16 protein-coding genes and 3 tRNA genes are annotated in these 20,701 nt (G+C 52.3%); all 19 read left to right on the top strand.

What is annotated here, in order from left to right; genetic code table 11:
* Window positions 1-13: 13 nt before the first annotated feature.
* The 19 genes from LA360_RS02675 (at window position 14) to LA360_RS02765 (ending at window position 20,695) form a co-directional block, all read left to right on the top strand.
* Window positions 14-4,732 carry a PolC-type DNA polymerase III gene (locus LA360_RS02675; RefSeq protein ID WP_112483238.1) on the top strand — a complete coding sequence of 1,573 codons (4,719 nt, stop codon included), beginning with the start codon at window positions 14-16 and terminating at the stop codon, window positions 4,730-4,732.
* Between the two features lie 130 nt (window positions 4,733-4,862).
* Complete coding sequence (locus LA360_RS02680; protein WP_022200766.1) at window positions 4,863-6,065, top strand: BMP family lipoprotein; 1,203 nt, start codon at window positions 4,863-4,865, stop codon at window positions 6,063-6,065.
* 177 nt (window positions 6,066-6,242) lie between these two features.
* On the top strand, window positions 6,243-7,799 hold the full coding sequence (locus tag LA360_RS02685) for an ABC transporter ATP-binding protein (protein WP_022200767.1): 1,557 nt from the start codon (window positions 6,243-6,245) through the stop codon (window positions 7,797-7,799).
* Window positions 7,796-8,896 carry an ABC transporter permease gene (locus LA360_RS02690; protein ID WP_057572412.1) on the top strand — a complete coding sequence of 367 codons (1,101 nt, stop codon included), beginning with the start codon at window positions 7,796-7,798 and terminating at the stop codon, window positions 8,894-8,896. The genes LA360_RS02685 and LA360_RS02690 overlap by 4 nt, the downstream gene beginning before the upstream one ends.
* Window positions 8,893-9,846 (top strand): ABC transporter permease, encoded by a 954-nt coding sequence (locus LA360_RS02695; protein ID WP_022202210.1) that lies wholly within the window; start codon window positions 8,893-8,895, stop codon window positions 9,844-9,846. Before LA360_RS02690 ends, LA360_RS02695 begins: the two co-directional genes overlap by 4 nt.
* A gap of 126 nt (window positions 9,847-9,972) precedes the next feature.
* A complete protein-coding gene (locus LA360_RS02700) occupies window positions 9,973-11,346 on the top strand; it encodes a sodium-dependent transporter (RefSeq protein ID WP_112483240.1) in 1,374 nt (457 codons plus the stop codon).
* A gap of 251 nt (window positions 11,347-11,597) precedes the next feature.
* Entirely contained in the window at window positions 11,598-11,798 is a 201-nt protein-coding gene (locus LA360_RS02705) for a helix-turn-helix transcriptional regulator (RefSeq protein WP_002583355.1), read from the top strand.
* Between the two features lie 2 nt (window positions 11,799-11,800).
* Window positions 11,801-12,289: a hypothetical protein gene (locus tag LA360_RS02710; RefSeq protein WP_022202208.1), complete on the top strand. Its 489-nt coding sequence runs from the start codon at window positions 11,801-11,803 to the stop codon at window positions 12,287-12,289.
* Between the two features lie 121 nt (window positions 12,290-12,410).
* Entirely contained in the window at window positions 12,411-12,884 is a 474-nt protein-coding gene (locus tag LA360_RS02715) for a C-GCAxxG-C-C family protein (RefSeq protein WP_002583353.1), read from the top strand.
* 12 nt (window positions 12,885-12,896) lie between these two features.
* Complete coding sequence (locus LA360_RS02720; protein ID WP_022202207.1) at window positions 12,897-13,808, top strand: TDT family transporter; 912 nt, start codon at window positions 12,897-12,899, stop codon at window positions 13,806-13,808.
* 252 nt (window positions 13,809-14,060) lie between these two features.
* On the top strand, window positions 14,061-16,394 hold the full coding sequence (locus tag LA360_RS02725) for a heavy metal translocating P-type ATPase (RefSeq protein WP_057572414.1): 2,334 nt from the start codon (window positions 14,061-14,063) through the stop codon (window positions 16,392-16,394).
* A gap of 102 nt (window positions 16,395-16,496) precedes the next feature.
* Window positions 16,497-16,802 (top strand): metal-sensing transcriptional repressor, encoded by a 306-nt coding sequence (locus tag LA360_RS02730; protein WP_002583350.1) that lies wholly within the window; start codon window positions 16,497-16,499, stop codon window positions 16,800-16,802.
* Between the two features lie 47 nt (window positions 16,803-16,849).
* Window positions 16,850-18,340, top strand: a complete 1,491-nt coding sequence (locus tag LA360_RS02735) for an MBOAT family O-acyltransferase (protein WP_057572415.1) — start codon at window positions 16,850-16,852, stop codon at window positions 18,338-18,340.
* A gap of 39 nt (window positions 18,341-18,379) precedes the next feature.
* Window positions 18,380-19,477, top strand: coding sequence for a hypothetical protein (locus LA360_RS02740; RefSeq protein ID WP_022202204.1), 1,098 nt, complete (start codon window positions 18,380-18,382; stop codon window positions 19,475-19,477).
* A gap of 52 nt (window positions 19,478-19,529) precedes the next feature.
* Window positions 19,530-19,724: a heavy-metal-associated domain-containing protein gene (locus LA360_RS02745; protein ID WP_002583347.1), complete on the top strand. Its 195-nt coding sequence runs from the start codon at window positions 19,530-19,532 to the stop codon at window positions 19,722-19,724.
* Window positions 19,725-19,832: 108 nt separating this feature from the next.
* Window positions 19,833-19,906, top strand: a tRNA-Pro gene (locus LA360_RS02750).
* A 10-nt stretch (window positions 19,907-19,916) separates the two neighbouring features.
* Window positions 19,917-19,988 (top strand) — tRNA-Glu (locus LA360_RS02755).
* 67 nt (window positions 19,989-20,055) lie between these two features.
* Window positions 20,056-20,128 (top strand) — tRNA-Thr (locus LA360_RS02760).
* Between the two features lie 240 nt (window positions 20,129-20,368).
* Window positions 20,369-20,695, top strand: coding sequence for a hypothetical protein (locus LA360_RS02765; RefSeq protein WP_057571195.1), 327 nt, complete (start codon window positions 20,369-20,371; stop codon window positions 20,693-20,695).
* Window positions 20,696-20,701: the final 6 nt, after the last annotated feature.

Here is a 20,701-nt window from a genome sequence, read left to right on the forward strand (position 1 = left end):
GGAAGACGGATATATGGCAAAGATTTTTTTGGAAGTATTTCCAACCCTCAATATAGCGGAATCTCTGAAGGAGCTTTTAGGCCTGGTCCAGGTGGAGAAGGTGACCACCACCAGGGATAGAAGCTCTATCCGCATTTATCTGAAGAGCGCAAGGCTGATACATAAACAGAATATATACGACCTGGAGCGTGGAATCCGGGACCAGCTGTTCCCGGATAAGCAGGTGGCCATCAAGATTCAGGAAAAATACAGGCTGTCAGACCAGTATACGCCCAAAAAGCTTTTGGATGTATACAAGGACAGTCTTCTTCTGGAACTCAAAAATTACAGCATCATCGAGTACACCATGTTCCGCAAGGCCCGGATTACCTTTGAGAAGGAGGATATCATGGTTTTGACCGTAGAGGACACCATGGTGAACCGGGACAGGACAGGGGAGTTAAAGCGCGTCATAGAGAAGGTCTTTGCAGAACGGTGCGGCCTGCCCGTGGAAGTGCGCTTTGCCTATGTGGAGCCTCAGGGCAGCGACCGCAGAAAACAGATTGAGCTTAAGATGGAGCGGGAGGCCCAGGCCATATACTGGCAGAACCACAAGGAAGAGCTGGAAGCAATGGGAGCCTCCTTCTCCGCCCAGGGACTGGAAGGCCGGGAGCTGCTGGCAGGAAAAGGCGGCAAGTCAGGCCAGGATTCCTATATGGACGCCGGCCAGGGACCGGAGGGCGCTCCGCGGGATGCTCTCATGGCCCAGGCAGCTTCCGGGGACGTGGGAGACGGGGGAGCGCCGGGAGATAACGGCGTCCTTTCAGGCGCACCCGGTTCATCCGGCAGCGCGGCCCAGTCAGGACAAACGGGCCAGTCAGGACAAACGGCCCAGTCAGGACAAACAGGCCAGTCGGGCCAGGGCGGCGGCCAGAAGCAGGGCTTTAAGGGAGATAAGCCTCAGCTTAACAAAGGACGCAAGGGCTGGGGAAGGGATAAGGACAGCGGCTTTGGCGACGACAAGAAATATTCGGTCAAGCGTTCCAACAACCCGGATGTGCTCTACGGACGGGACTTTGAGGACGAGCCCATGGAGATTGAGAGGATTGACGGAGAAATCGGCGAGGTTACCTTGAGGGGAAAGGTGCTGACCTGTGAGAACCGGGAGCTTCGAAGCGGCAAATTCATTCTTACCTTTGATGTGTCTGATTTTACGGATACCATTACGGTAAAAATGTTTATCCGTCCGGAGATATTCGACGAGGTGAAATCCGTCATCAATCCGGGTATGTTCATAAAGGTGAAGGGTGTCACCACCATTGACAAGTTTGACGGCGAGCTGACCCTTGGATCCATTGTGGGAATCAAGAAAGCGGACGATTTTACCAGCAAGCGCATGGATTCCAGCCTGGAAAAGCGTGTGGAGCTGCACTGCCATACCAAGATGAGCGATATGGACGGCGTATCCGAAGTAAAAGGCATCATCAAGAGGGCCAAGCAGTGGGGCATGCCTGCCGTGGCTGTGACGGACCATGGCTGTGTCCAGGCCTTCCCGGATGCCAACCATGCCCTGGACAAGGGGGATACCTTTAAAATCCTCTACGGGGTGGAGGGATACCTGGTGGACGATACTAAACAGCTGGTAGAGAATTCCAGGGGCCAGGATTTTCAGGATACCTTTGTGGTATTCGATATCGAGACAACAGGCTTCAGCCCAAAGAAGAATAAAATCATTGAAATCGGCGCGGTGAAGGTGGTGGACGGCAGGATTACGGATAAATTCTCATCCTTTGTGAATCCGGACGTGCCCATTCCCTTTGACATAGAGAAGCTGACAGGCATCAACGATTCCATGGTGCTTCCCTACCCAAAAATCGACGTGATTCTGCCGCAATTTCTGGAGTTTGTGGGGGATGCGGTCCTTGTAGCCCACAATGCCAGCTTCGATGTGGGATTTATAGACCATTTTGCGGAGAAGCTGGAGCTGCCCTTTGACCCCACGGTGCTGGACACCGTTGCCATAGCCAGGCTTCTTCTGCCCAATCTCAACCGCTTTAAGCTGGACACCGTTGCCAAGGCCCTGAATATTTCGCTCCAGAACCATCACAGGGCGGTGGACGACGCGGGAGCCACAGCGGAGATATTCGCGGCCTTTGTGAAGATGCTGCGGGACCGGGATGTAAATGATTTAGACCAGCTCAATGCCCTCAGCACCATGGACACGGATACCATACGCAAGCTGCCCACCCACCATGTTATCATTCTGGCCAAGAACGACATCGGCCGTGTGAACATGTACCGTCTGGTGAGCTGGTCCCACCTGGAGTACTATGCCAGAAGGCCCAGAATTCCCAAAAGCCTGCTGGAGAAATACCGGGAGGGACTGATCATCGGTTCAGCCTGCGAGGCCGGGGAATTGTATCAGGCCCTGCTTCGCGGCGCGCCGGATACGGAGATTGCCAGGCTTGTGAATTTCTACGATTACCTGGAAATCCAGCCTCTGGGAAATAACGCGTTTATGCTTCGGGACGAGAAGAACACGGTTAAGTCCCAGGAGGATTTGATTGATATTAATAAAAAGATAGTGGAACTGGGAATGCAGTTTAACAAGCTTGTCTGCGCCACCTGCGACGTCCACTTCCTGGACCCCCAGGACGAGGTATACCGCAGAATCATCATGGCAGGCCAGGGATTTAAGGACTCGGACGACCAGGCTCCCCTGTATCTGAGGACAACAGAGGAGATGCTGGAGGAATTTTCCTACCTGGGACCGGATAAGGCTCACGAGGTGGTGATCACCAACACCAGGAAGATTGCCGACATGTGTGATAAGATTGCCCCGGTGCGGCCGGACAAGTGTCCTCCTGTCATCGAGGATTCCGATAAGACGCTGACCAAAATATGTTATGACAGGGCCCATGAGATGTACGGGGAGGACCTGCCTAAAATCGTAGTGGACCGTCTGGAGCGGGAGCTTCATTCCATTATCACCAACGGATTCGCGGTTATGTACATTATTGCCCAGAAGCTGGTGTGGAAGTCCAATGAGGACGGATACCTGGTGGGCTCCCGTGGCTCCGTAGGCTCCTCCTTTGTGGCCACCATGTCAGGTATCACGGAGGTAAACCCGCTGAGCCCCCATTACCATTGCCCCAAGTGCCGTTACTATGATTTTGATTCCGAAGAAGTGAAGCAGTTCTCCGGTATGGCCGGATGCGATATGCCGGACAAGGAATGCCCTGTGTGCGGAACGCCGTTGGAAAAGGACGGGTTTGACATCCCCTTTGAGACTTTCCTGGGATTCAAGGGAGACAAGGAGCCGGATATCGACCTTAACTTCTCCGGTGAATACCAGAGTAAGGCCCATGATTATACGGAGGTTATCTTTGGAAAGGGCCAGACCTTCCGCGCGGGAACCATCGGCACCCTGGCGGACAAGACGGCCTTTGGATATGTGAAGAAATATTACGAGGAGAGGGGAACCAGGAAGCGCAACTGTGAGATTAACCGCATCGTGCAGGGCTGCGTGGGCGTGAGAAGGACAACGGGACAGCACCCCGGAGGCATTATCGTGCTTCCCCTGGGTGAGGAAATCTATTCCTTTACCCCGGTGCAGCACCCTGCAAACGATATGACCACCTCCACGGTCACCACCCATTTTGACTACCATTCCATTGACCACAACCTGCTGAAGCTGGATATACTGGGACACGATGATCCCACCATGATACGTATGCTTCAGGACCTGATCGGCATTGACCCAGTAAAGGATATCCCCCTGGACAGCCGGGAGGTCATGAGCCTGTTCCAGGACACCTCTGCCCTGGGAATCATGCCGGAGGATATCGGCGGCTGTCCCCTGGGGGCCCTGGGCGTGCCGGAGTTCGGTACGGACTTTGCCATGCAGATGCTTCTTGACACCAAGCCCAAGTATTTCTCCGACCTGGTGCGTATCGCCGGTCTGGCCCATGGTACGGATGTGTGGCTGGGCAATGCCCAGACCCTGATTCAGGAGGGAAAGGCTACCATTCAGACAGCCATCTGTACACGAGACGACATCATGGTTTACCTGATTGCCCAGGGATTGGAGCAGGGACTTTCCTTCACCATCATGGAGAGCGTGCGAAAGGGAAAGGGATTAAAGCCGGAGTGGGAGGAGGAGATGAAGGCCCACGGCGTTCCCGACTGGTATATCTGGTCCTGTAAGAAAATCAAGTATATGTTTCCAAAGGCCCATGCGGCTGCCTATGTTATGATGGCATGGCGTATTGCTTACTGTAAGATATTCTATCCCCTGGCTTATTACGCCGCGTTCTTCAGTATCCGGGCCAGCGCGTTTTCCTATGAAATCATGTGCCAGGGAAGGGATAAGCTGGAATACTATCTGGCGGACTACAAGAAAAGGGCGGACACCCTGTCCAAGAAGGAACAGGATACCCTGAGGGATATGCGTATTGTCCAGGAAATGTATGCAAGGGGCTTTGACTTTACCCCCATTGACATCTACCGGGCCAAGGCGCGGCATTTCCAAATCATAGACGGCAAGCTGATGCCTTCCCTCAGCAGCATCGACGGCCTGGGTGAAAAGGCTGCCGAGACTGTGGTGGATGCGGTCAAGGACGGACCTTTCCTGTCCATCGAGGATTTCAGCAACCGTTCCAAGGTAAACGGAACCCTATGTTCCCTAATGTCGGACCTGGGGCTGCTTAAGGACCTTCCAAAATCCAATCAGTTATCCCTGTTTGATTTATAGGCAGCCTTCAGGCTTTCCGACGTATATGACAAAAATATGACGAAAAGGTTGTAATAAATTGTAATTTATGATAAGTTAGAGTTGTACTTAGATGTTACGCAACCATATTTGAAGAGGAGGAATCATGCTTATGAAAAAACGGATACTGGCACTTGCCCTGGCGGCGGTTATGGCTGGTTCCCTGACAGCCTGCTCAGGCTCATCAGGAACAGATACCAAGGCAGCCCCCGCACAGACAGAGGCTCCGGCTTCAGAGAGCAAACCGGAAGCAAAGGAAGAGTCCAAGGCAGAGGAAGGAGATGCTGCAAAGACAGCCTCGTCCAAGGGGGGCGCGGAAGGCTATGAGCTTGCCCTGGTCACCGATCTGGGGACCATAGACGATAAGTCCTTTAACCAGGGCGCATGGGAGGGCCTTAAGAAGTATGCGGAGGAGAACAGCATCTCCTATAAATATTACCAGCCCCAGGAAGGCACTACAGATTCCTATTTGGAAACCATCGGCCTGGCCATTGAGGGCGGCGCCAAACTGGTAGTATGCCCCGGCTTCCTGTTTGAGGAGCCCATCTACATGGCTCAGGACAAGTACCCGGATGTGCACTTCATTCTGCTGGACGGGGAGCCCCATGATGCGGATTACAATTATAAGACAAATGATAATGTGATGCCCATTCTGTTCCAGGAGGACCAGGCCGGCTTCCTGGCAGGCTATGCGGCTGTAAAGGACGGATATACGAAGCTGGGATTTATGGGAGGCATGGCAGTGCCGGCAGTTATCCGCTTTGGATATGGTTTTGTCCAGGGCGCGGAGTTTGCGGCTGAGGAGGATGCAGTCACGGGCCTGGAAATCATGTATAATTACACAGGCGCATTTTCAGCCACGCCGGAGGCACAGTCCATGGCGGCTTCCTGGTATCAGAACGGCACAGAGGTAATCTTCGGATGCGGCGGCGCTGTGGGCAATTCCGTGATGGCGGCCGCGCAGGAAAAGAATGCAAGGGTAATTGGCGTGGACGTGGACCAGAGTACTGAATCCGAGACAGTCATCACGTCTGCCATGAAGCTTCTTTCCAACTCCGTGTATGACGGAGTAAAGGATTTCTATGACGGCAGCTTCCCGGGAGGCAGGACATCCGTGTTTACCGCTGCCAACAACGGCGTGGGACTTCCCATGGATACCTCCAAGTTTGAGAAGTTTTCCCAGGAGCAGTACGACGCCATTTACAAGAAAATGGCTGACGGAGAGATTACGCTGGTACAGTTCTCGGCGGATAATAATGACCCAACAAAGGATTTGACTGATTTGACCAATACAAAGGTTACCTTTGTGGAGTAGGGACTGGCAGAAAATGCGGGCTGTATAAGGGCCTGAAATAACCTGCGGCAGATAGTCATGACAAACAGGGTGCCGGCATGTCCGGCACCCTGCTGTTATCCCGGTACGCCTCATCCCGCCGGGCGGTGGGGCGGCCGGAGTATGCTGCCGGGACGGTTTTATATGAGGGGGAACCGTATGGATGATTACATTATAGAGATGTTAGGCATTACAAAAGAATTTCCCGGTATCATTGCCAACGACAACATCACCCTCCGGCTGAAAAAAGGGGAAATCCACGCGCTGTTAGGCGAGAACGGTGCCGGGAAATCCACGCTGATGAGCGTTCTGTTCGGCCTTTACCAGCCGGAGAAGGGAATCATAAAGGTCAGGGGCCGGGAAGTGAAGATAAAGGGGCCTCTGGACGCCAATGCCCTTGGAATCGGTATGGTGCACCAGCATTTCAAGCTGGTACACAATTTTACCGTGCTCCAGAACATTGTACTGGGGATGGAGACGGTCAGCCGCGGCTTCCTGAAGATGGACAATGCCAGGAAAAAAGTGGTGGAGCTCAGCGAGCGTTACGGCCTGTACATTGACCCGGACGCTCTGATTCAGGATATTACGGTGGGGATGCAGCAGCGGGTGGAGATACTTAAAATGCTCTACCGGGACAATGAAATCATGATATTTGACGAGCCAACAGCGGTCCTGACTCCCCAGGAAATCGACGAGCTCATGGAGATTATGGGCAGTCTGGTGGCGGAAGGCAAGTCCATTCTTTTTATTACCCACAAGCTGGATGAAATCAAGGCGGTGGCGGACCGGTGTTCTGTTCTGCGTCGGGGAAAATACATAGGCACCGTGGATGTGGCTTCCATCACCAAGGAGGAAATGTCGGAGATGATGGTGGGCCGCAAGGTGAGCCTGTCTGTTGAAAAGACTCCGGCAGCGCCGGGCAGGACTGTGCTGGAGGCAGAGCATGTTTCGGTGAAATCCCATATGGAAGGCCATACCAAGCTGGTGGTAAACGACGTGAGCTTTCAGGTAAGGAGCGGGGAGATTGTCTGCATTGCCGGAATCGACGGCAACGGGCAGACGGAGCTGGTGCACGCCATAACCGGCCTGGGTGAAACCGCAGGGGGAAGAATCCTGATAAACGGCCGGGATGTGACGAAAAAGAGCATACGCGCCCGCAATACCCATGGACTCAGCCATATACCGGAGGACCGGCACAAGCATGGCCTGGTGCTGGATTATAACCTGGCCTATAACCTGGTGCTGCAGCAGTATTTTGAGCCTGGGTTCCAGCACTGGGGTTTCCTTAAGAATGAGGAAATTTATAAGTATGCCGACAAGCTGATTGAGGACTTTGACATACGAAGCGGCGAGGGAGCGGATACCATCACGCGCAGTATGTCCGGAGGCAATCAGCAGAAGGCAATCGTGGCAAGGGAGATATCCAGGGACCATGACATCCTGCTGGCGGTCCAGCCCACCAGAGGACTGGATGTGGGCGCCATCGAATACATCCACAGGGAGCTGGTGAAGCAGAGGGACGCCGGCACGGCCATTCTGCTCATATCCCTGGAATTGGACGAGGTCATGAATCTCAGCGACCGGATTCTGGTCATGTTTGAGGGAACCATCGTGGCTGACCTGAATCCCGGGGAAGTGACGGTACAGGAGCTGGGACTCTACATGGCCGGTTCCAAACGCCAGGAGCCAAAAGGAAAGGCAGGTGAGAGGCTGTGAGCCCAAACAAAAGGACAGGGAGAAAACGGGATTATGTAGGTGTGCTGTCATCGGTGTTTGCCATTGTCATCGGACTGCTGGTAGGATTTGTCATACTGCTGATATGCAATCCATCCCAGGCACTGCCGGGATTTGTGACCATCCTGACAGGAGCCTTTACCCACGGCTTAAAGGGCGTGGGACAGGTATTTTACTATGCAACCCCCATTATACTGACCGGTCTTTCCGTTGGCTTTGCCTTTAAGACGGGCCTGTTTAACATCGGCACGCCGGGGCAGTTTATTGTGGGCGCCTTCGCGGCTGTCTATGTGGGAATCATGTGGACCGGCCTTGGGAGGATTCAGTGGGCCGTGGCCCTGCTGGCAGCCATTCTGGGCGGAGCTCTGTGGGGAATGGTCCCCGGGGTTCTGAAAGCCTGCTTTAATGTAAACGAGGTTATTGCCTCCATCATGATGAACTATATCGGCATGTACATGGTGAACTGGATTGTCAAGAGCTACAAGCCTCTCTTTAACAACCTGCGCAATGAATCCAGGAACGTGGCAGCCACCGCGCAGATCCCCAAGATGGGAATGGATAAGCTGTTTCCGGAGTCAAGCGTGGGCGGCGGTATCCTTCTGGCCGTTGCCGCCGTGCTGCTAATATGGGTTATCCTCAATAAGACCACCTTTGGCTATGAGCTTAAGGCGGTGGGCTTTAACCGGGACGCCGGCAGGTATGCGGGCATCAACGAGAAAAGGAACATCATCATGAGCATGGTCATAGCAGGGGCCATAGCAGGCATGGCAGGGGGACTTCTGTACCTGGCAGGCACCGGCAAGCACATTGAGATAAAGGATGTGCTTGCGCCGGAAGGCTTTACCGGCATCTCCGTGGCGCTGCTGGGACTGAGCCATCCCATCGGAGTGCTGTTTTCCGGGCTGTTCATCGCATATCTGACAGCCGGGGGATTTTACCTGCAGCTCTTTGAATTCTCCACGGAAATCATTGACATCATTGTGGCGGTCATCATTTATTTCAGCGCCTTTGCCCTGATAGTGAAAACCATCCTGACCCGGATGAACCGAAAACGGGAGAAAGGAGGCGGCCAGATATGAGTGTGATTTATTTTATATTCCAGCAGACCATGCTGTTTACCATTCCCCTGATGATTGTGGCCCTGGGCGGCATGTTTTCCGAGCGGAGCGGTGTGGTCAACATTGCCCTGGAGGGAATCATGACCATGGGAGCCTTTACGGGCATCCTGTTCCTGAACATGACAGGAGACAGGATGAGCGGACAGCTGCAGCTGCTACTGGCCATCCTTATCTCCACGGCCACGGGAGCTGTCTTTGCCTTCTTTCATGCCTACGCGTCCATCAACATGAAGGCAAACCAGACCATCAGCGGAACAGCCCTCAACATGTTTGCTCCGGCCTTTGCCATCTTTGTGGCCAGGGTTATCCAGGGAGTGCAGCAGATTCAGTTCAGCAATACCTTCCGGATTGAATCCGTTCCCCTGCTGGGCAATATCCCGTTTTTCGGCCCATTGTTATTCCGGAACACATACATCACCACGTATCTGGGCGTCGTGATTCTGGTTCTGTCCACCCTGGTGCTTTACCGGACCAGGTTCGGCCTGAGACTGCGCTCCTGCGGAGAGCACCCCCATGCAGCAGACGCGGCGGGCATCAATGTCTGCCGCATGCAGTATGCAGGCGTCCTGATATCCGGGGTCCTGGGCGGTTTAGGGGGGCTGGTGTTCGTGGTGCCCACATCCACTAATTTTAACGCGGATGTGGCAGGATACGGATTCCTGGCCCTGGCAGTTCTTATCTTCGGACAGTGGAAGCCGGTAAAAATCATGTGGGCATCCCTGTTCTTCGGCCTCATGAAGGCGGTGGCGGCAGCCTATTCCGGCATACCGTTTCTGGCGGCAACAGGGATTCCCAGCTATGTGTACAAGATGATACCCTATCTGGCCACCCTGATTGTCCTGGTATTTACATCCAGGAACTCCCAGGCTCCCAGGGCCTCCGGCGTTCCCTATGACAAAGGGCAGAGATAGGTTGATATTTATGTAATAATATGGTAGTATATGAAAGAGTCCTTAGGATTAAGGGCTCTTTTATTGAGTCCGGCTGTCTGAAAAGGCCGGTAACTCGCGATATATTACGAAACGGGGGATATATAGATGGAACGCGAAAAATTTTCGTCCAGGCTGGGCTTCATCCTTATAAGCGCGGGATGCGCCATTGGTCTGGGCAATGTGTGGCGGTTCCCTTATATAGTAGGCGAATACGGAGGTGCCGCTTTTGTTCTTGTATACCTGGTGTTCCTGCTGATACTGGGACTTCCCATCGTAGTCATGGAATTTGCAGTGGGAAGGGCCAGCCGCAAAAGCGCGGCCCTGTCCTTTGACCTGCTGGAGCCAAAGGGAAGCAGGTGGCATCTGACCAAGTACATCGCCATGGCAGGCAACTATATTCTGATGATGTTCTACACGACTGTGGGCGGATGGATGATGCTTTATTTTTTTAAGACCCTTAAGGGGGATTTCGGCGGCCTGGATTCAGAGGCAGTGGCCGGTGAATTCGGCAGTATGCTGGCTAATCCCGCGCTGATGGGAGGGTTCATGGTCATTGTGGTCCTGCTGTGCTTCGGAGTCTGCGCCATGGGCCTTCAGAAGGGCGTGGAGCGCATTACAAAGGTCATGATGGTGTGTCTGCTGGTGCTGATGGTAGTGCTGGCCGTGCATTCCATGGTTCTGCCGGGAGGCGGTCCCGGGCTGGAGTTTTACCTGAAGCCTGATTTTGGGAAAATGGCGGAGGCGGGTATCGGTGAAGCCGTGTTCGCTGCCCTGGGACAATCCTTTTTCACCCTGAGCATTGGTATCGGAGCCCTGGCAATCTTCGGAAGCTATATCGGCAAGGAGAGAACGCTGACAGGAGAGGCGGTCAGCGTAACCCTGCTGGACACCCTGGTGGCTTTCATGGCCGGACTCATCATATTCCCGGCATGCTTTGCCTACAATATTGAGTCCACAGCAGGACCATCCCTGATTTTCATTACCCTGCCCAATGTATTTAACCATATGGCAGGCGGCAGAATCTGGGGGACACTGTTTTTTCTGTTTATGTCCTTTGCGGCTTTTTCCACCATCATCGCGGTGTTCCAGAACATCATTTCATTTGCAACGGATTTGACGGGATGCACCCTTAAGAAGGCGGTTCTCTGCAATATAGCCGCCATCATCATTCTGTCCGTTCCATGTGTGCTGGGCTTTAATCTCTGGGGCAGCTTTGACCCCCTGGGAGAGGGAAGCACGGTTCTGGACCTGGAGGATTTCATCCTCAGCAACAACCTTCTGCCTATCGGCAGCATGCTTTACCTGCTGTTTTGCACCAGCCGCTATGGATGGGGCTTTAAGAAATTTACGGCAGAGGCCAATGAAGGGGAGGGAATTCATTTTCCTGTGTGGGCCAGGATTTATGTGAGTTATATCCTGCCTTTGATTGTACTCATCATATTCATTCAGGGATATGTCTCCAAGTTTATGAGTAATTAGGGATTTTTTTGATAAAACATAATAAATGCAAAGGGCAGCCCCTGGGGATTCTCTGTACCGGAATCCCCAGGGGCTGCTTTTTGCTGCCGGATTTTGCAGCGGGAATAAAAATGTAAAATAGCCTTGACATTTGATGTAAAGCATACTATACTAAAAATGTAAAGCATGCTATACTAAAAAAGGCGGAACAGGCGATGACAAAAAGCAGAGATGATTTAAGATTAAAAGGAAATGAGGAAAGGGTGGTGTGATTGAAGACCAGGATACAGGAACTGAGGAAACATGACAAAGTCACCCAGGAGGAGCTGGCCTTGGCCCTGGGCGTGACCAGGCAGACCATAATATCCCTTGAAAACGGGAAGTATAATGCTTCCCTGCAGCTGGCTTTTAAGATTTCAAGATTTTTCGGAAAAAGCATAGAGGATATATTTTTATTTGAAGAGGAGGAATGAATATGTGGCTGAACCAGTTATTTATTGAAAACCCCATTGATTTTGAGAAGAGGTGCAGGAACCGGATTGTGTTTGGGATATGCTTTATCCTGTTGGGCGCAGCGGCCATAGGGCTGTCCTTTGCGGTCAGGAACCGCGCCATGGTGATGTATCTGGAACAGGGTTACAGGGATTTTATGCCGGGATTTTACGGCGGAACCGGATTTGGCCTGGCCGCGTCCGGGGTTATATCCATCATCCGCAACCTGCAGTATCTGCGGAATCCGGAACTTAAGGAGAAGCGCAGGATTTATGAGACCGATGAGAGAAACCGTATGCTGGGGCTGCGCTGCTGGGCTTATACGGGATACACCATGATGCTGATGCTCTATATAGGGGTCCTTGTAAGCGGGTTTATCAGCATGACAGTGGCAAAGACACTGATATTCGTAGCGGCGCTTTTTGCGGTGCTCCTGCTGGTGTTCAGAGGGCTTTTGCAGAAGGTCATGTAGGGACATTGTATTTTTCTATGGCATATGGTTTTGCATCAATAAAAACAATGGGACACACCACCGGGATTCATGTAAAATGAGATGGACGAAAGAGAAAATCTTATAAGGAGGGTACCGTAACATGAATTTAAAGAAAGAAGTGAGTGTGGCCAAAATAGCAAAGGATGCAGAGGATTTATTCCGCGGAGGATTCTTCTGTTCAGAGGCAGTTGTCTGTTCCATCCGCAGTAACTTTGAGATGGATGTACCGGAGGAGGTCATTGCCATGGCATCCGGATTCCCCATTGGAATCGGGCGCTCCAAGTGCTTGTGCGGAGCTGTGTCAGGCGGTGTCATGGCCATTGGCCTTGTATTCGGCCGCACGGTCCAGAAGGATCCCCAGGTGGAACAGACACTGGCTCTTTCCAAGGAGCTTCACGACTGGTTCAAGGCGGCTAACGGGAAGAACGCGCTGTGCTGCCGGATTCTCACAAAGGAATTTGACATGGGGGCAGGGGAGCATAAGGAACAGTGTATCCATTTTACGGGTCTGGTGGCAGGCAAGGTAGCCGAGATGATCATAAGGGAAAAGGGACTTACGAATATTGACGAATAGGAGTGTGCGCTGATGATAAAGAAAATACCTCTTCCGGCAACAGGCGTCATGCTGGGCATGGCTGCCCTGGGAAATCTGCTCCAGTCTTATTCGGAAGGAGTCCGCCTTCTGTGCGGGGCGGTATCCCTGATTTTGGGGATCCTGATTGTGATCAAAATCATATTATACCCCGGGCAGTTTGCCGGGGACATGAAGAATCCCATCATGGCCAGTGTTTCAGGAACCTTTTCCATGGCAGTCATGCTTCTGGCAGGATATGCCAAGCCCTTTGCGGGAAGCAGCGCCGTGATAATCTGGTATGCCGGCATTGGGCTGCACATTGCCCTCATGGTGTATTTTACAGCCAGATTCATGATTCACCTTAAAATGCAGCAGGTATTTGCAAGCTACTACATTGTCTATGTGGGAATCGCGGTGGCAAGTGTCACGGCGCCAGCCTTTGATAAACTGGCAGTGGGAACAGCAGCCTTCTGGTTCGGCTTTGCGGCGGCCCTCATACTGTTGGTATTGGTTACATACCGCTATGTGAACTTTAAACAGGTTCCGGAACCGGCACAGCCGTTGTTTTGCATCTATACGGCGCCTGTCAGCCTTTGCCTGGCCGGATATATCCAGTCCGTGCAGCCAAAGTCACTGGGGCTGGTCCTGTTTATGATGATTCTCAGCTCAGTCATTTACATTGCGGTGCTTATAAAGACACCGGCATACCTGAAGATGAAGTTTTATCCCAGCTATGCCGCCTTTACCTTCCCCTTTGTCATTACAGCCATTGGGCTTAAGATGGCCGTGGCCTGTCTCGGCGGCATGGGACATCCCGTACCTGCCCTGTCATACGCTGTGGCTGGTGAAACCGTCATAGCATCCGTCCTTACCATCTATGCTCTGGTGAGATATGGTATGGCAGTGTTGGAACGGGGACATTGACCTCCGGGTCAGCCGGAATCAGGGACCGGATTTGAAATACGGATTGGGAAGAAGGAGACAAATAGATAAACAGACAGGTAAACAGGCAGATGCACGGAAGGATACAAGCGTATTCTCATGATGCATGTGTCTGTTTTTTAGCGTAAAATAGTAAAGATTTTCATTCCGGGGCATACTGCCTATTGACAATATATAGTTAGTGCTCTATACTTGCAATATACCCGGGTGGGGTATAAGAAAGGAGTGAAACATATGACCACGCAGCGATATCACATAGACGGAATGTCCTGTGCCGCATGCAGCAGCGCGGTGGAGCGTGTTATGAGAAAGTTAAACGGTGTGGAGAGCAGTAATGTGAACCTGACAACCAACCGAATGGTGATTACCTATGACGAGAGCCGGGTGACGCCTGAAATGATTTGTGAGAAGGTATCCAGGGCGGGTTTTTCTGCCAGCCTGATTGTGGAGGAAGAACAGAACAAGAAAAAGGAAGAAGAGGAATGGCAGCAGCAGGAGGAACAGCTGGAGGCTGTGAAGCGCAGGGTGATTACCGCCATTTGTTTTGCTGTTCCTTTGCTCTACATTTCCATGGGGCATATGCTGCCCTTTACCCTGCCTCTGCCGGCCTTCATGCAGATGGATAAGAATCCGCTTAATTTTGCCCTGGCCCAGCTCATACTGACCGTACCGGTCCTTATTTGCGGACGCAGGTTCTATCTGGTAGGCATTCGTTCTCTGCTTAAGGGCAATCCCAATATGGATTCCCTGGTGGCAATTGGTACGGGAAGCGCGTTTATCTACAGCCTTGTGATGACTCTGGGCATTCCGGGGGATCACATGAAGGCCCACCAGCTGTATTATGAGTCAGCGGCCGTGGTGGTCACACTGGTAATGCTGGGCAAGTTCATGGAGAGCCGCAGCAAGGGAAAGACATCCGAAGCAATACGCAAGCTCATGGAGCTGGCACCGGACACGGCTATTCTCTATGAGAACGGTACGGAGAGGGAAGTGGAGACCTCCCTGGTGGCTGTGGGGCAGCATATCCTCATAAAGCCGGGCAGCCGGATACCCCTGGATGGTATACTTGTACAGGGCAGCAGCAGCGTGGACGAGTCCATGCTTACCGGGGAGAGCATCCCGGCGGAGAAACAGCCGGGGGACCGCGTAATCGGCGGAAGCATGAATTATAATGGGGCTATGGAAGTGGAAGTGACCCATGTGGGAAGCGATACCACCCTGTCCAAAATCATTAAGATGATTGAGGATGCCCAGGGCAAGAAGGCACCTATCTCCAAGCTGGCGGATAAGGTGGCCGGATACTTTGTTCCCGCTGTCATGGGAATCGCCCTGGCGGCGGCCCTGCTGTGGTGGATATTCGGAGGAAAGGAACTTTCCTTTGTGCTGACCATATTCGTGGCCGTCCTGGTCATTGCCTGCCCGTGTGCGCTGGGGCTGGCCACTCCCACGGCCATCATGGTGGGAACCGGGGTTGGAGCCGGACACGGCATACTGATTAAGAGCGGTGAGGCCCTGGAGATTTGCCATAAGGTGGATGCCGTCATACTGGATAAGACAGGAACCATCACAGAGGGAAAACCCAGGGTGACGGATGTAAATGTGATCAGCGGAGCCGTGGTGGAACAGGTGTGGAAGCCGGGGAGCGGGGCTTTCGGGGAAAGCACCAGGGAACCTCAGACTTCTGAGGATGAGAAAAGGGAGCACCTGTTGGGAATCGCCGCCGCCTGTGAACAGATGTCGGAACATCCCCTGGGCCAGGCCATTGTGCAGGTTGCCAGGGAGAAGCAGATGGACCTGGCGATGCCCGAGGCATTTGAGAGTATCACCGGGGCAGGTATTATCACGGCCTGGAAGGGATGGAAGGTGGCGGTGGGCAACCGGCGTCTCCTTAACCAACTGCATGTGCCTGTATCCCAGGATACGGAAAAAGCAGCCTCAGAATACGCCAATACAGGAAAGACTCCCATGTATGTGGTGATTGACGGCCGGCTGGCCGGGATCGTGTGCGTGGCCGATACCATCAAGGAAACCAGTGTGGAGGCGGTGGAAAAGATAAAGAGCCTGGGAGTGGCTGTATACATGGTTACAGGTGATAATGAGAAAACGGCCCAGTACATCGGCAGGCTGGCCCATGTGGACCAGGTGGTGGCAGAGGTGCTTCCGGAAGACAAGGCCCAGGTCGTAAACCGGTTGCAGAATGAAGGAAAAACAGTTATGATGGTAGGTGACGGCATCAACGACGCACCGGCGCTGGTCCAGGCTGACGTGGGCTGCGCTGTTGGAAACGGCAGCGATATTGCCCTGGAATCCGGGGACGTGGTGCTGATGAAGTCTGACCTTATGGATGTCTACAGGGTTGTCAAATTGAGCAAGGCAACCATCCGCAATATAAAACAGAATCTGTTCTGGGCATTTTTCTATAACTCATTGGGAATCCCGGTGGCAGCAGGAGTGCTGTACCTGTTGGGCGGCCCGCTGTTAAGCCCCATGCTGGGAGGATTCGCGATGTCCTTGAGCTCAGTGTGCGTGGTGGGAAATGCCCTGAGACTCAGGAATCTGAAGCTGTAGCGCGGGGCTGTAAAACACCTGCGAAAACACCTGCGGGAATCCGTCCGTGTCCCGGACATGGGCGGTTCCCCGGGGAACAGGAAGGTAAAAGGAGAGGAATACATGAATCAGGAAGAAGGCTGCGCCTGCCGCCATAAACATAGGGAAGTGTCGGAAGAACGCGGGCTCATGAACCGGCTGAACCGGATAGAGGGACAGATAAGGGGCATCAAGTCCATGGTGGAGGATGAGCGCTACTGCGTGGACATCATCACCCAGGTGGCAGCGGTCCAGGCAGCGCTTAACAGCTTTAACAAGGTGCTTTTGGAGCGCCATATCAAGTCCTGCGTGGTGGATGATATCCGCAGCGGCGACAGCGACGCCACGGTGGAGGAGCTTTGCAGGACTCTGCAGAAGATGATGAAATAACAGGAAACCTGAGATAGAAACCTGAGATAAAGGAAACGAAAAGATACATGCAGTTTAATTCATATTTATTTTTATTATTGTTTCTTCCGGCTGTGCTGGCAGGATATTTCGGGCTGTGCCGGATGAAGCGCCATACATGGGCCAGAGGATTCCTGGCCGCCATGTCCCTGGTATTTTTCGCGTACGCCAATCCATGGTATCTGGGACTTCTTGTGGGAAGCGCGGTATTTAACTGGGCTGTTTCCAGGATGCTGTCAGGGGAAGAAAAGAAGGAGACAGGCAAAGGGGACGGCAAGGCGGACGGCAGGACGGATGGCATAACGAGCGGACGGTTTGGCGGGAGGATGGTTCTGGCATTTGGCATATTCGCCAATCTGGCTCTGCTTTTTTACTTTAAATATACTAATTTCTTTATAGAAAACCTGAATGCGTTTCTGGGAAAGGACATTGCCTTCACAAGGCTTCTCCTTCCGGTGGGAATCAGTTTTTTTACCTTCCAGCAGATTGGGTGGCTGGTGGACTCCTTCCGCATGGAGACAAGAGGTTACAGTTTTTGGGAGTATTTCCTGTTTACCGTGTATTTTCCAAAGATTTCCATGGGGCCGATTCTCCTGCACGGGGAGTTTATCCCGCAGCTTAAGGACCCTTCCCGCCTGAAGGCAGATTCCCGGAACATGGCCCAGGGACTGATGATACTGGCTGTAGGACTGTTCAAGAAGGTTATCCTAGCGGAGTTTTTCGCGGGACCGGTAAACTGGGGATATGCTCAGGTGGAGATACTCAGTTCCACGGACGCATTCCTGGTCATGCTGGCCTATACCTTCCAGCTGTATTTTGATTTCAGCGGTTATTGTGACATGGCCATGGGAATTTCCAGAATGTTTAACCTGGAACTGCCCCTTAATTTTGATTCTCCCTATAAAGCGCTGTCTCCGGTGGAATTCTGGAAGCGCTGGCACATGACCCTGACCCGTTTCCTCAGAAAATATATCTATTTTCCTCTGGGGGGAAGCAGGAAGGGAAACCTGCGCACCTACATGAATATCATGGCGGTATTTCTGGTAAGCGGTTTCTGGCACGGCGCGGCCTGGACCTTTATCCTGTGGGGGGCGCTTCACGGTGCGGCCCAGGCCCTTAACCGTGTCTTTAAACGGCAGTGGGAGAATCTTCACACGGCGTTCCGGTGGATGGTCACGTTTCTGTTTGTCAACCTGACCTGGGTCATCTTCCGGTCAGAAAGCATATCCCAGGCAAAGCTGTTTTTGAAACGGCTCCTGGATTTTGGAAACATGCAGATCAATCCGTCCTTCATGGACAGCTTTAAGATGGTGGAACTGCCGCTCTGGCTGACAGAACACCGGGTATTTACAGTGCTGGGACTGTATGGGGCCGTACTTTGTCTGGTGATGAACGCCAGGAATATGGGCGAGACAGAGCTTCGCCCCACCTTCCTCAGGGGAGCAGGAACAGCCGTCCTTCTGGTCTGGTCGGTCCTGTCCCTGGCAGGAATATCCGGCTTCATTTATTTCCAGTTCTAATAAGGCTTATTTGAATAAACAGCTACAGGAGAGATTATATTGGAGACACAAAAGCGGGAGAATGGGACAGAAAACATAGGGTATGGCAGATGGCTGCGGTTTACCATGGGAGCCGTACTGGCTATGCTGGTTATGTTAGGCGGACTGGTGGTCTGGGTGGATCCTTTTTTCCACTACCACAAGCCTCTTGAACAGCTGGCATATCCCATTGACAGCGAACGGTACCAGAATGACGGTATCAGCCGCAATTTTACTTACGACGCAGTACTTACAGGCACATCCATGATGGAGAATTTTAAGGCCAGCCGGTTTGACAGCCTTTTCGGCGTCACATCCGTCAAGATACCATATGCGGGCGGATATTATAAGGAAGTGGACCAGGCTGTGAGACGGGCCCTGGCCTATAATCCACAAATAAGGGTGGTGTGCAGGGGTCTGGACAGGAGCTTCCTGTTTTATCCAAAGGACCAGTGGAATCCGGCAGCCCCTTCACCGGAGTATCTGACGGATGGAAACCCCTTCAATGATGTGAATTATATCTTCAACAAGGAAGTGATATTCGGCACTATTCCGGGTGTCTTTGCCAGGACAAAGGCAGGCGGGCGGACCACCACCTTTGACGAATACATGCACTGGGCGCCGGAACGGGACTGGGGCAGGGAAGCTGTCTTAAAGACATATGATAGGGAGCCGCGCAAAACGGAAACCGCCCCTTTTACCGAAGAAGACCGCCGGACGGTCATGGAGAATCTGGAGCAGAATGTGCTGGCCACGGCCAGGGCCAATCCCCAGGTCACCTTTTACTATTTTATTCCGCCCTACAGCATCAGCTGGTGGGACAGCGAGCTGATGGCAAAAGGGGAGTTTGAACGGCAGATGGAGGGATACCGCCTCATGGCCCGCATGCTGCTGGAGTGCAAAAACATACGTCTCTTTGCCTTTGACGACCAGTTTGACATCACCTGCAATCTGGACCACTATATGGATGTGATTCACTACTCGGAGGATACCGGTGATCAGCTGCTGGAATGGATGGCGGCAGGAGAGCATATGCTTACAGACGACACTGTGGACTTCTATTTTGATAGAATCACGGATTTTTATGCAAACTATGATTATGACAGTATTTATGAATGATGGGACTTTAGAAAAGGCCTGTTAAATATAATAACAGAAAAGGAGAATGAACATGAAAACTTATAAGTGCGAGGAAATGATGTGCGATGGATGTGTGAACCGGATTAAGAAGGGGCTGGACGGAGCAGGTATTAAGAATACCGTGGATTTATCCGTCAAGACAGTGACCATTGACGGGGATGCGGACTGTGAGGCCAGGGCTGTGGAGATTTTAGACGACCTTGGATTTACTGCGGTAGAAGTATAGTACAGAGCCTGTAACCGGGGCTTTTCGAAAATTATCATAATTATTTTAAAAACTTTGACAATTTATGGTTGACTTTCTGGAATAAATGTATTATACTACCAAAGGTATCGAGGCGTGGCTCAGTTTGGTAGAGCGCTGCGTTCGGGACGCAGAGGCCGCGTGTTCGAATCACGTCGCCTCGATTTACCTTTAGGCCTGATGGTCAAGCGGCTAAGACGACGCCCTCTCACGGCGTAAACCCGGGTTCGATTCCCGGTCAGGTCATGATGGCAAGGCTGTTGCTTAGGCAGTAGCCTTGTTGCATCAAAGGAATGGCGTTTGCTGTTCGGATGCCACTGTAGCGCAGTTGGTAGCGCAACGCATTCGTAATGCGTGGGTCGCCGGTTCGAGTCCGGCCAGTGGCTTGATTGAAAAAACCTTGTGTCCGCAGGGTTTTTCTTTTTTTGCTTTTTTTGAATGTTCCCTGGCTTTATCTGGTGACGAAACAGAGATAATACTGTTGAAAATTCATCTTTCTGTAACGTTAAGTCCAACCCTGTAAATTACATTGAAAAATACCCGGTGGTATGGTAGATTTTAATTAATACATCTGCACGGGCAATGGATGGAGGGTGGAGCCGGCGGCTGCAAGGGAGGATGGGATTATGAGAATAGAGGCATTAAAGTACCAGACCGATAAGAAGGAAGACATTATTATTTTTGTGGACTACAATAAGGTGTACAGCGAGGGATACCATGTACAGTGGTCCATAGCCGATATTGCATACCGGAGGCCGCCTTCCAGAAATTATATTCTTTTAAGCGATACATACCGGGATGACAGCGACTACTACGTAATGCCGCCGGAAGAAAAGACAGCATATGCTCTGAAGAGACAGATGGAGTTCGCGGGGGAGGAGAAGCTAAAAGAGGCCCTGATTTCCACCTGGAACATCATCCGCCCTGATACGGATTCCATACTGGGAATGTGAGAAGAT

Source organism: Enterocloster clostridioformis, assembly GCF_020297485.1.
In the GTDB taxonomy this organism is placed as follows: Bacteria; Bacillota; Clostridia; order Lachnospirales; family Lachnospiraceae; genus Enterocloster; species Enterocloster clostridioformis.

Excerpts from the sequence above, each read along its gene's own strand:
- LA360_RS02675 (WP_112483238.1), top strand. The coding sequence starts at position 14 with ATGGCAAAGATTTTTTTGGAAGTATTTCCAACCCTCAATATAGCGGAA.
- LA360_RS02680 (WP_022200766.1), top strand. The coding sequence starts at position 4,863 with ATGAAAAAACGGATACTGGCACTTGCCCTGGCGGCGGTTATGGCTGGT.
- LA360_RS02685 (WP_022200767.1), top strand. The coding sequence starts at position 6,243 with ATGGATGATTACATTATAGAGATGTTAGGCATTACAAAAGAATTTCCC.
- LA360_RS02695 (WP_022202210.1), top strand. The coding sequence starts at position 8,893 with ATGAGTGTGATTTATTTTATATTCCAGCAGACCATGCTGTTTACCATT.
- LA360_RS02700 (WP_112483240.1), top strand. The coding sequence starts at position 9,973 with ATGGAACGCGAAAAATTTTCGTCCAGGCTGGGCTTCATCCTTATAAGC.
- LA360_RS02710 (WP_022202208.1), top strand. The coding sequence starts at position 11,801 with ATGTGGCTGAACCAGTTATTTATTGAAAACCCCATTGATTTTGAGAAG.
- LA360_RS02715 (WP_002583353.1), top strand. The coding sequence starts at position 12,411 with ATGAATTTAAAGAAAGAAGTGAGTGTGGCCAAAATAGCAAAGGATGCA.
- LA360_RS02720 (WP_022202207.1), top strand. The coding sequence starts at position 12,897 with ATGATAAAGAAAATACCTCTTCCGGCAACAGGCGTCATGCTGGGCATG.
- LA360_RS02725 (WP_057572414.1), top strand. The coding sequence starts at position 14,061 with ATGACCACGCAGCGATATCACATAGACGGAATGTCCTGTGCCGCATGC.
- LA360_RS02730 (WP_002583350.1), top strand. The coding sequence starts at position 16,497 with ATGAATCAGGAAGAAGGCTGCGCCTGCCGCCATAAACATAGGGAAGTG.
- LA360_RS02735 (WP_057572415.1), top strand. The coding sequence starts at position 16,850 with ATGCAGTTTAATTCATATTTATTTTTATTATTGTTTCTTCCGGCTGTG.
- LA360_RS02745 (WP_002583347.1), top strand. The coding sequence starts at position 19,530 with ATGAAAACTTATAAGTGCGAGGAAATGATGTGCGATGGATGTGTGAAC.
- LA360_RS02765 (WP_057571195.1), top strand. The coding sequence starts at position 20,369 with ATGAGAATAGAGGCATTAAAGTACCAGACCGATAAGAAGGAAGACATT.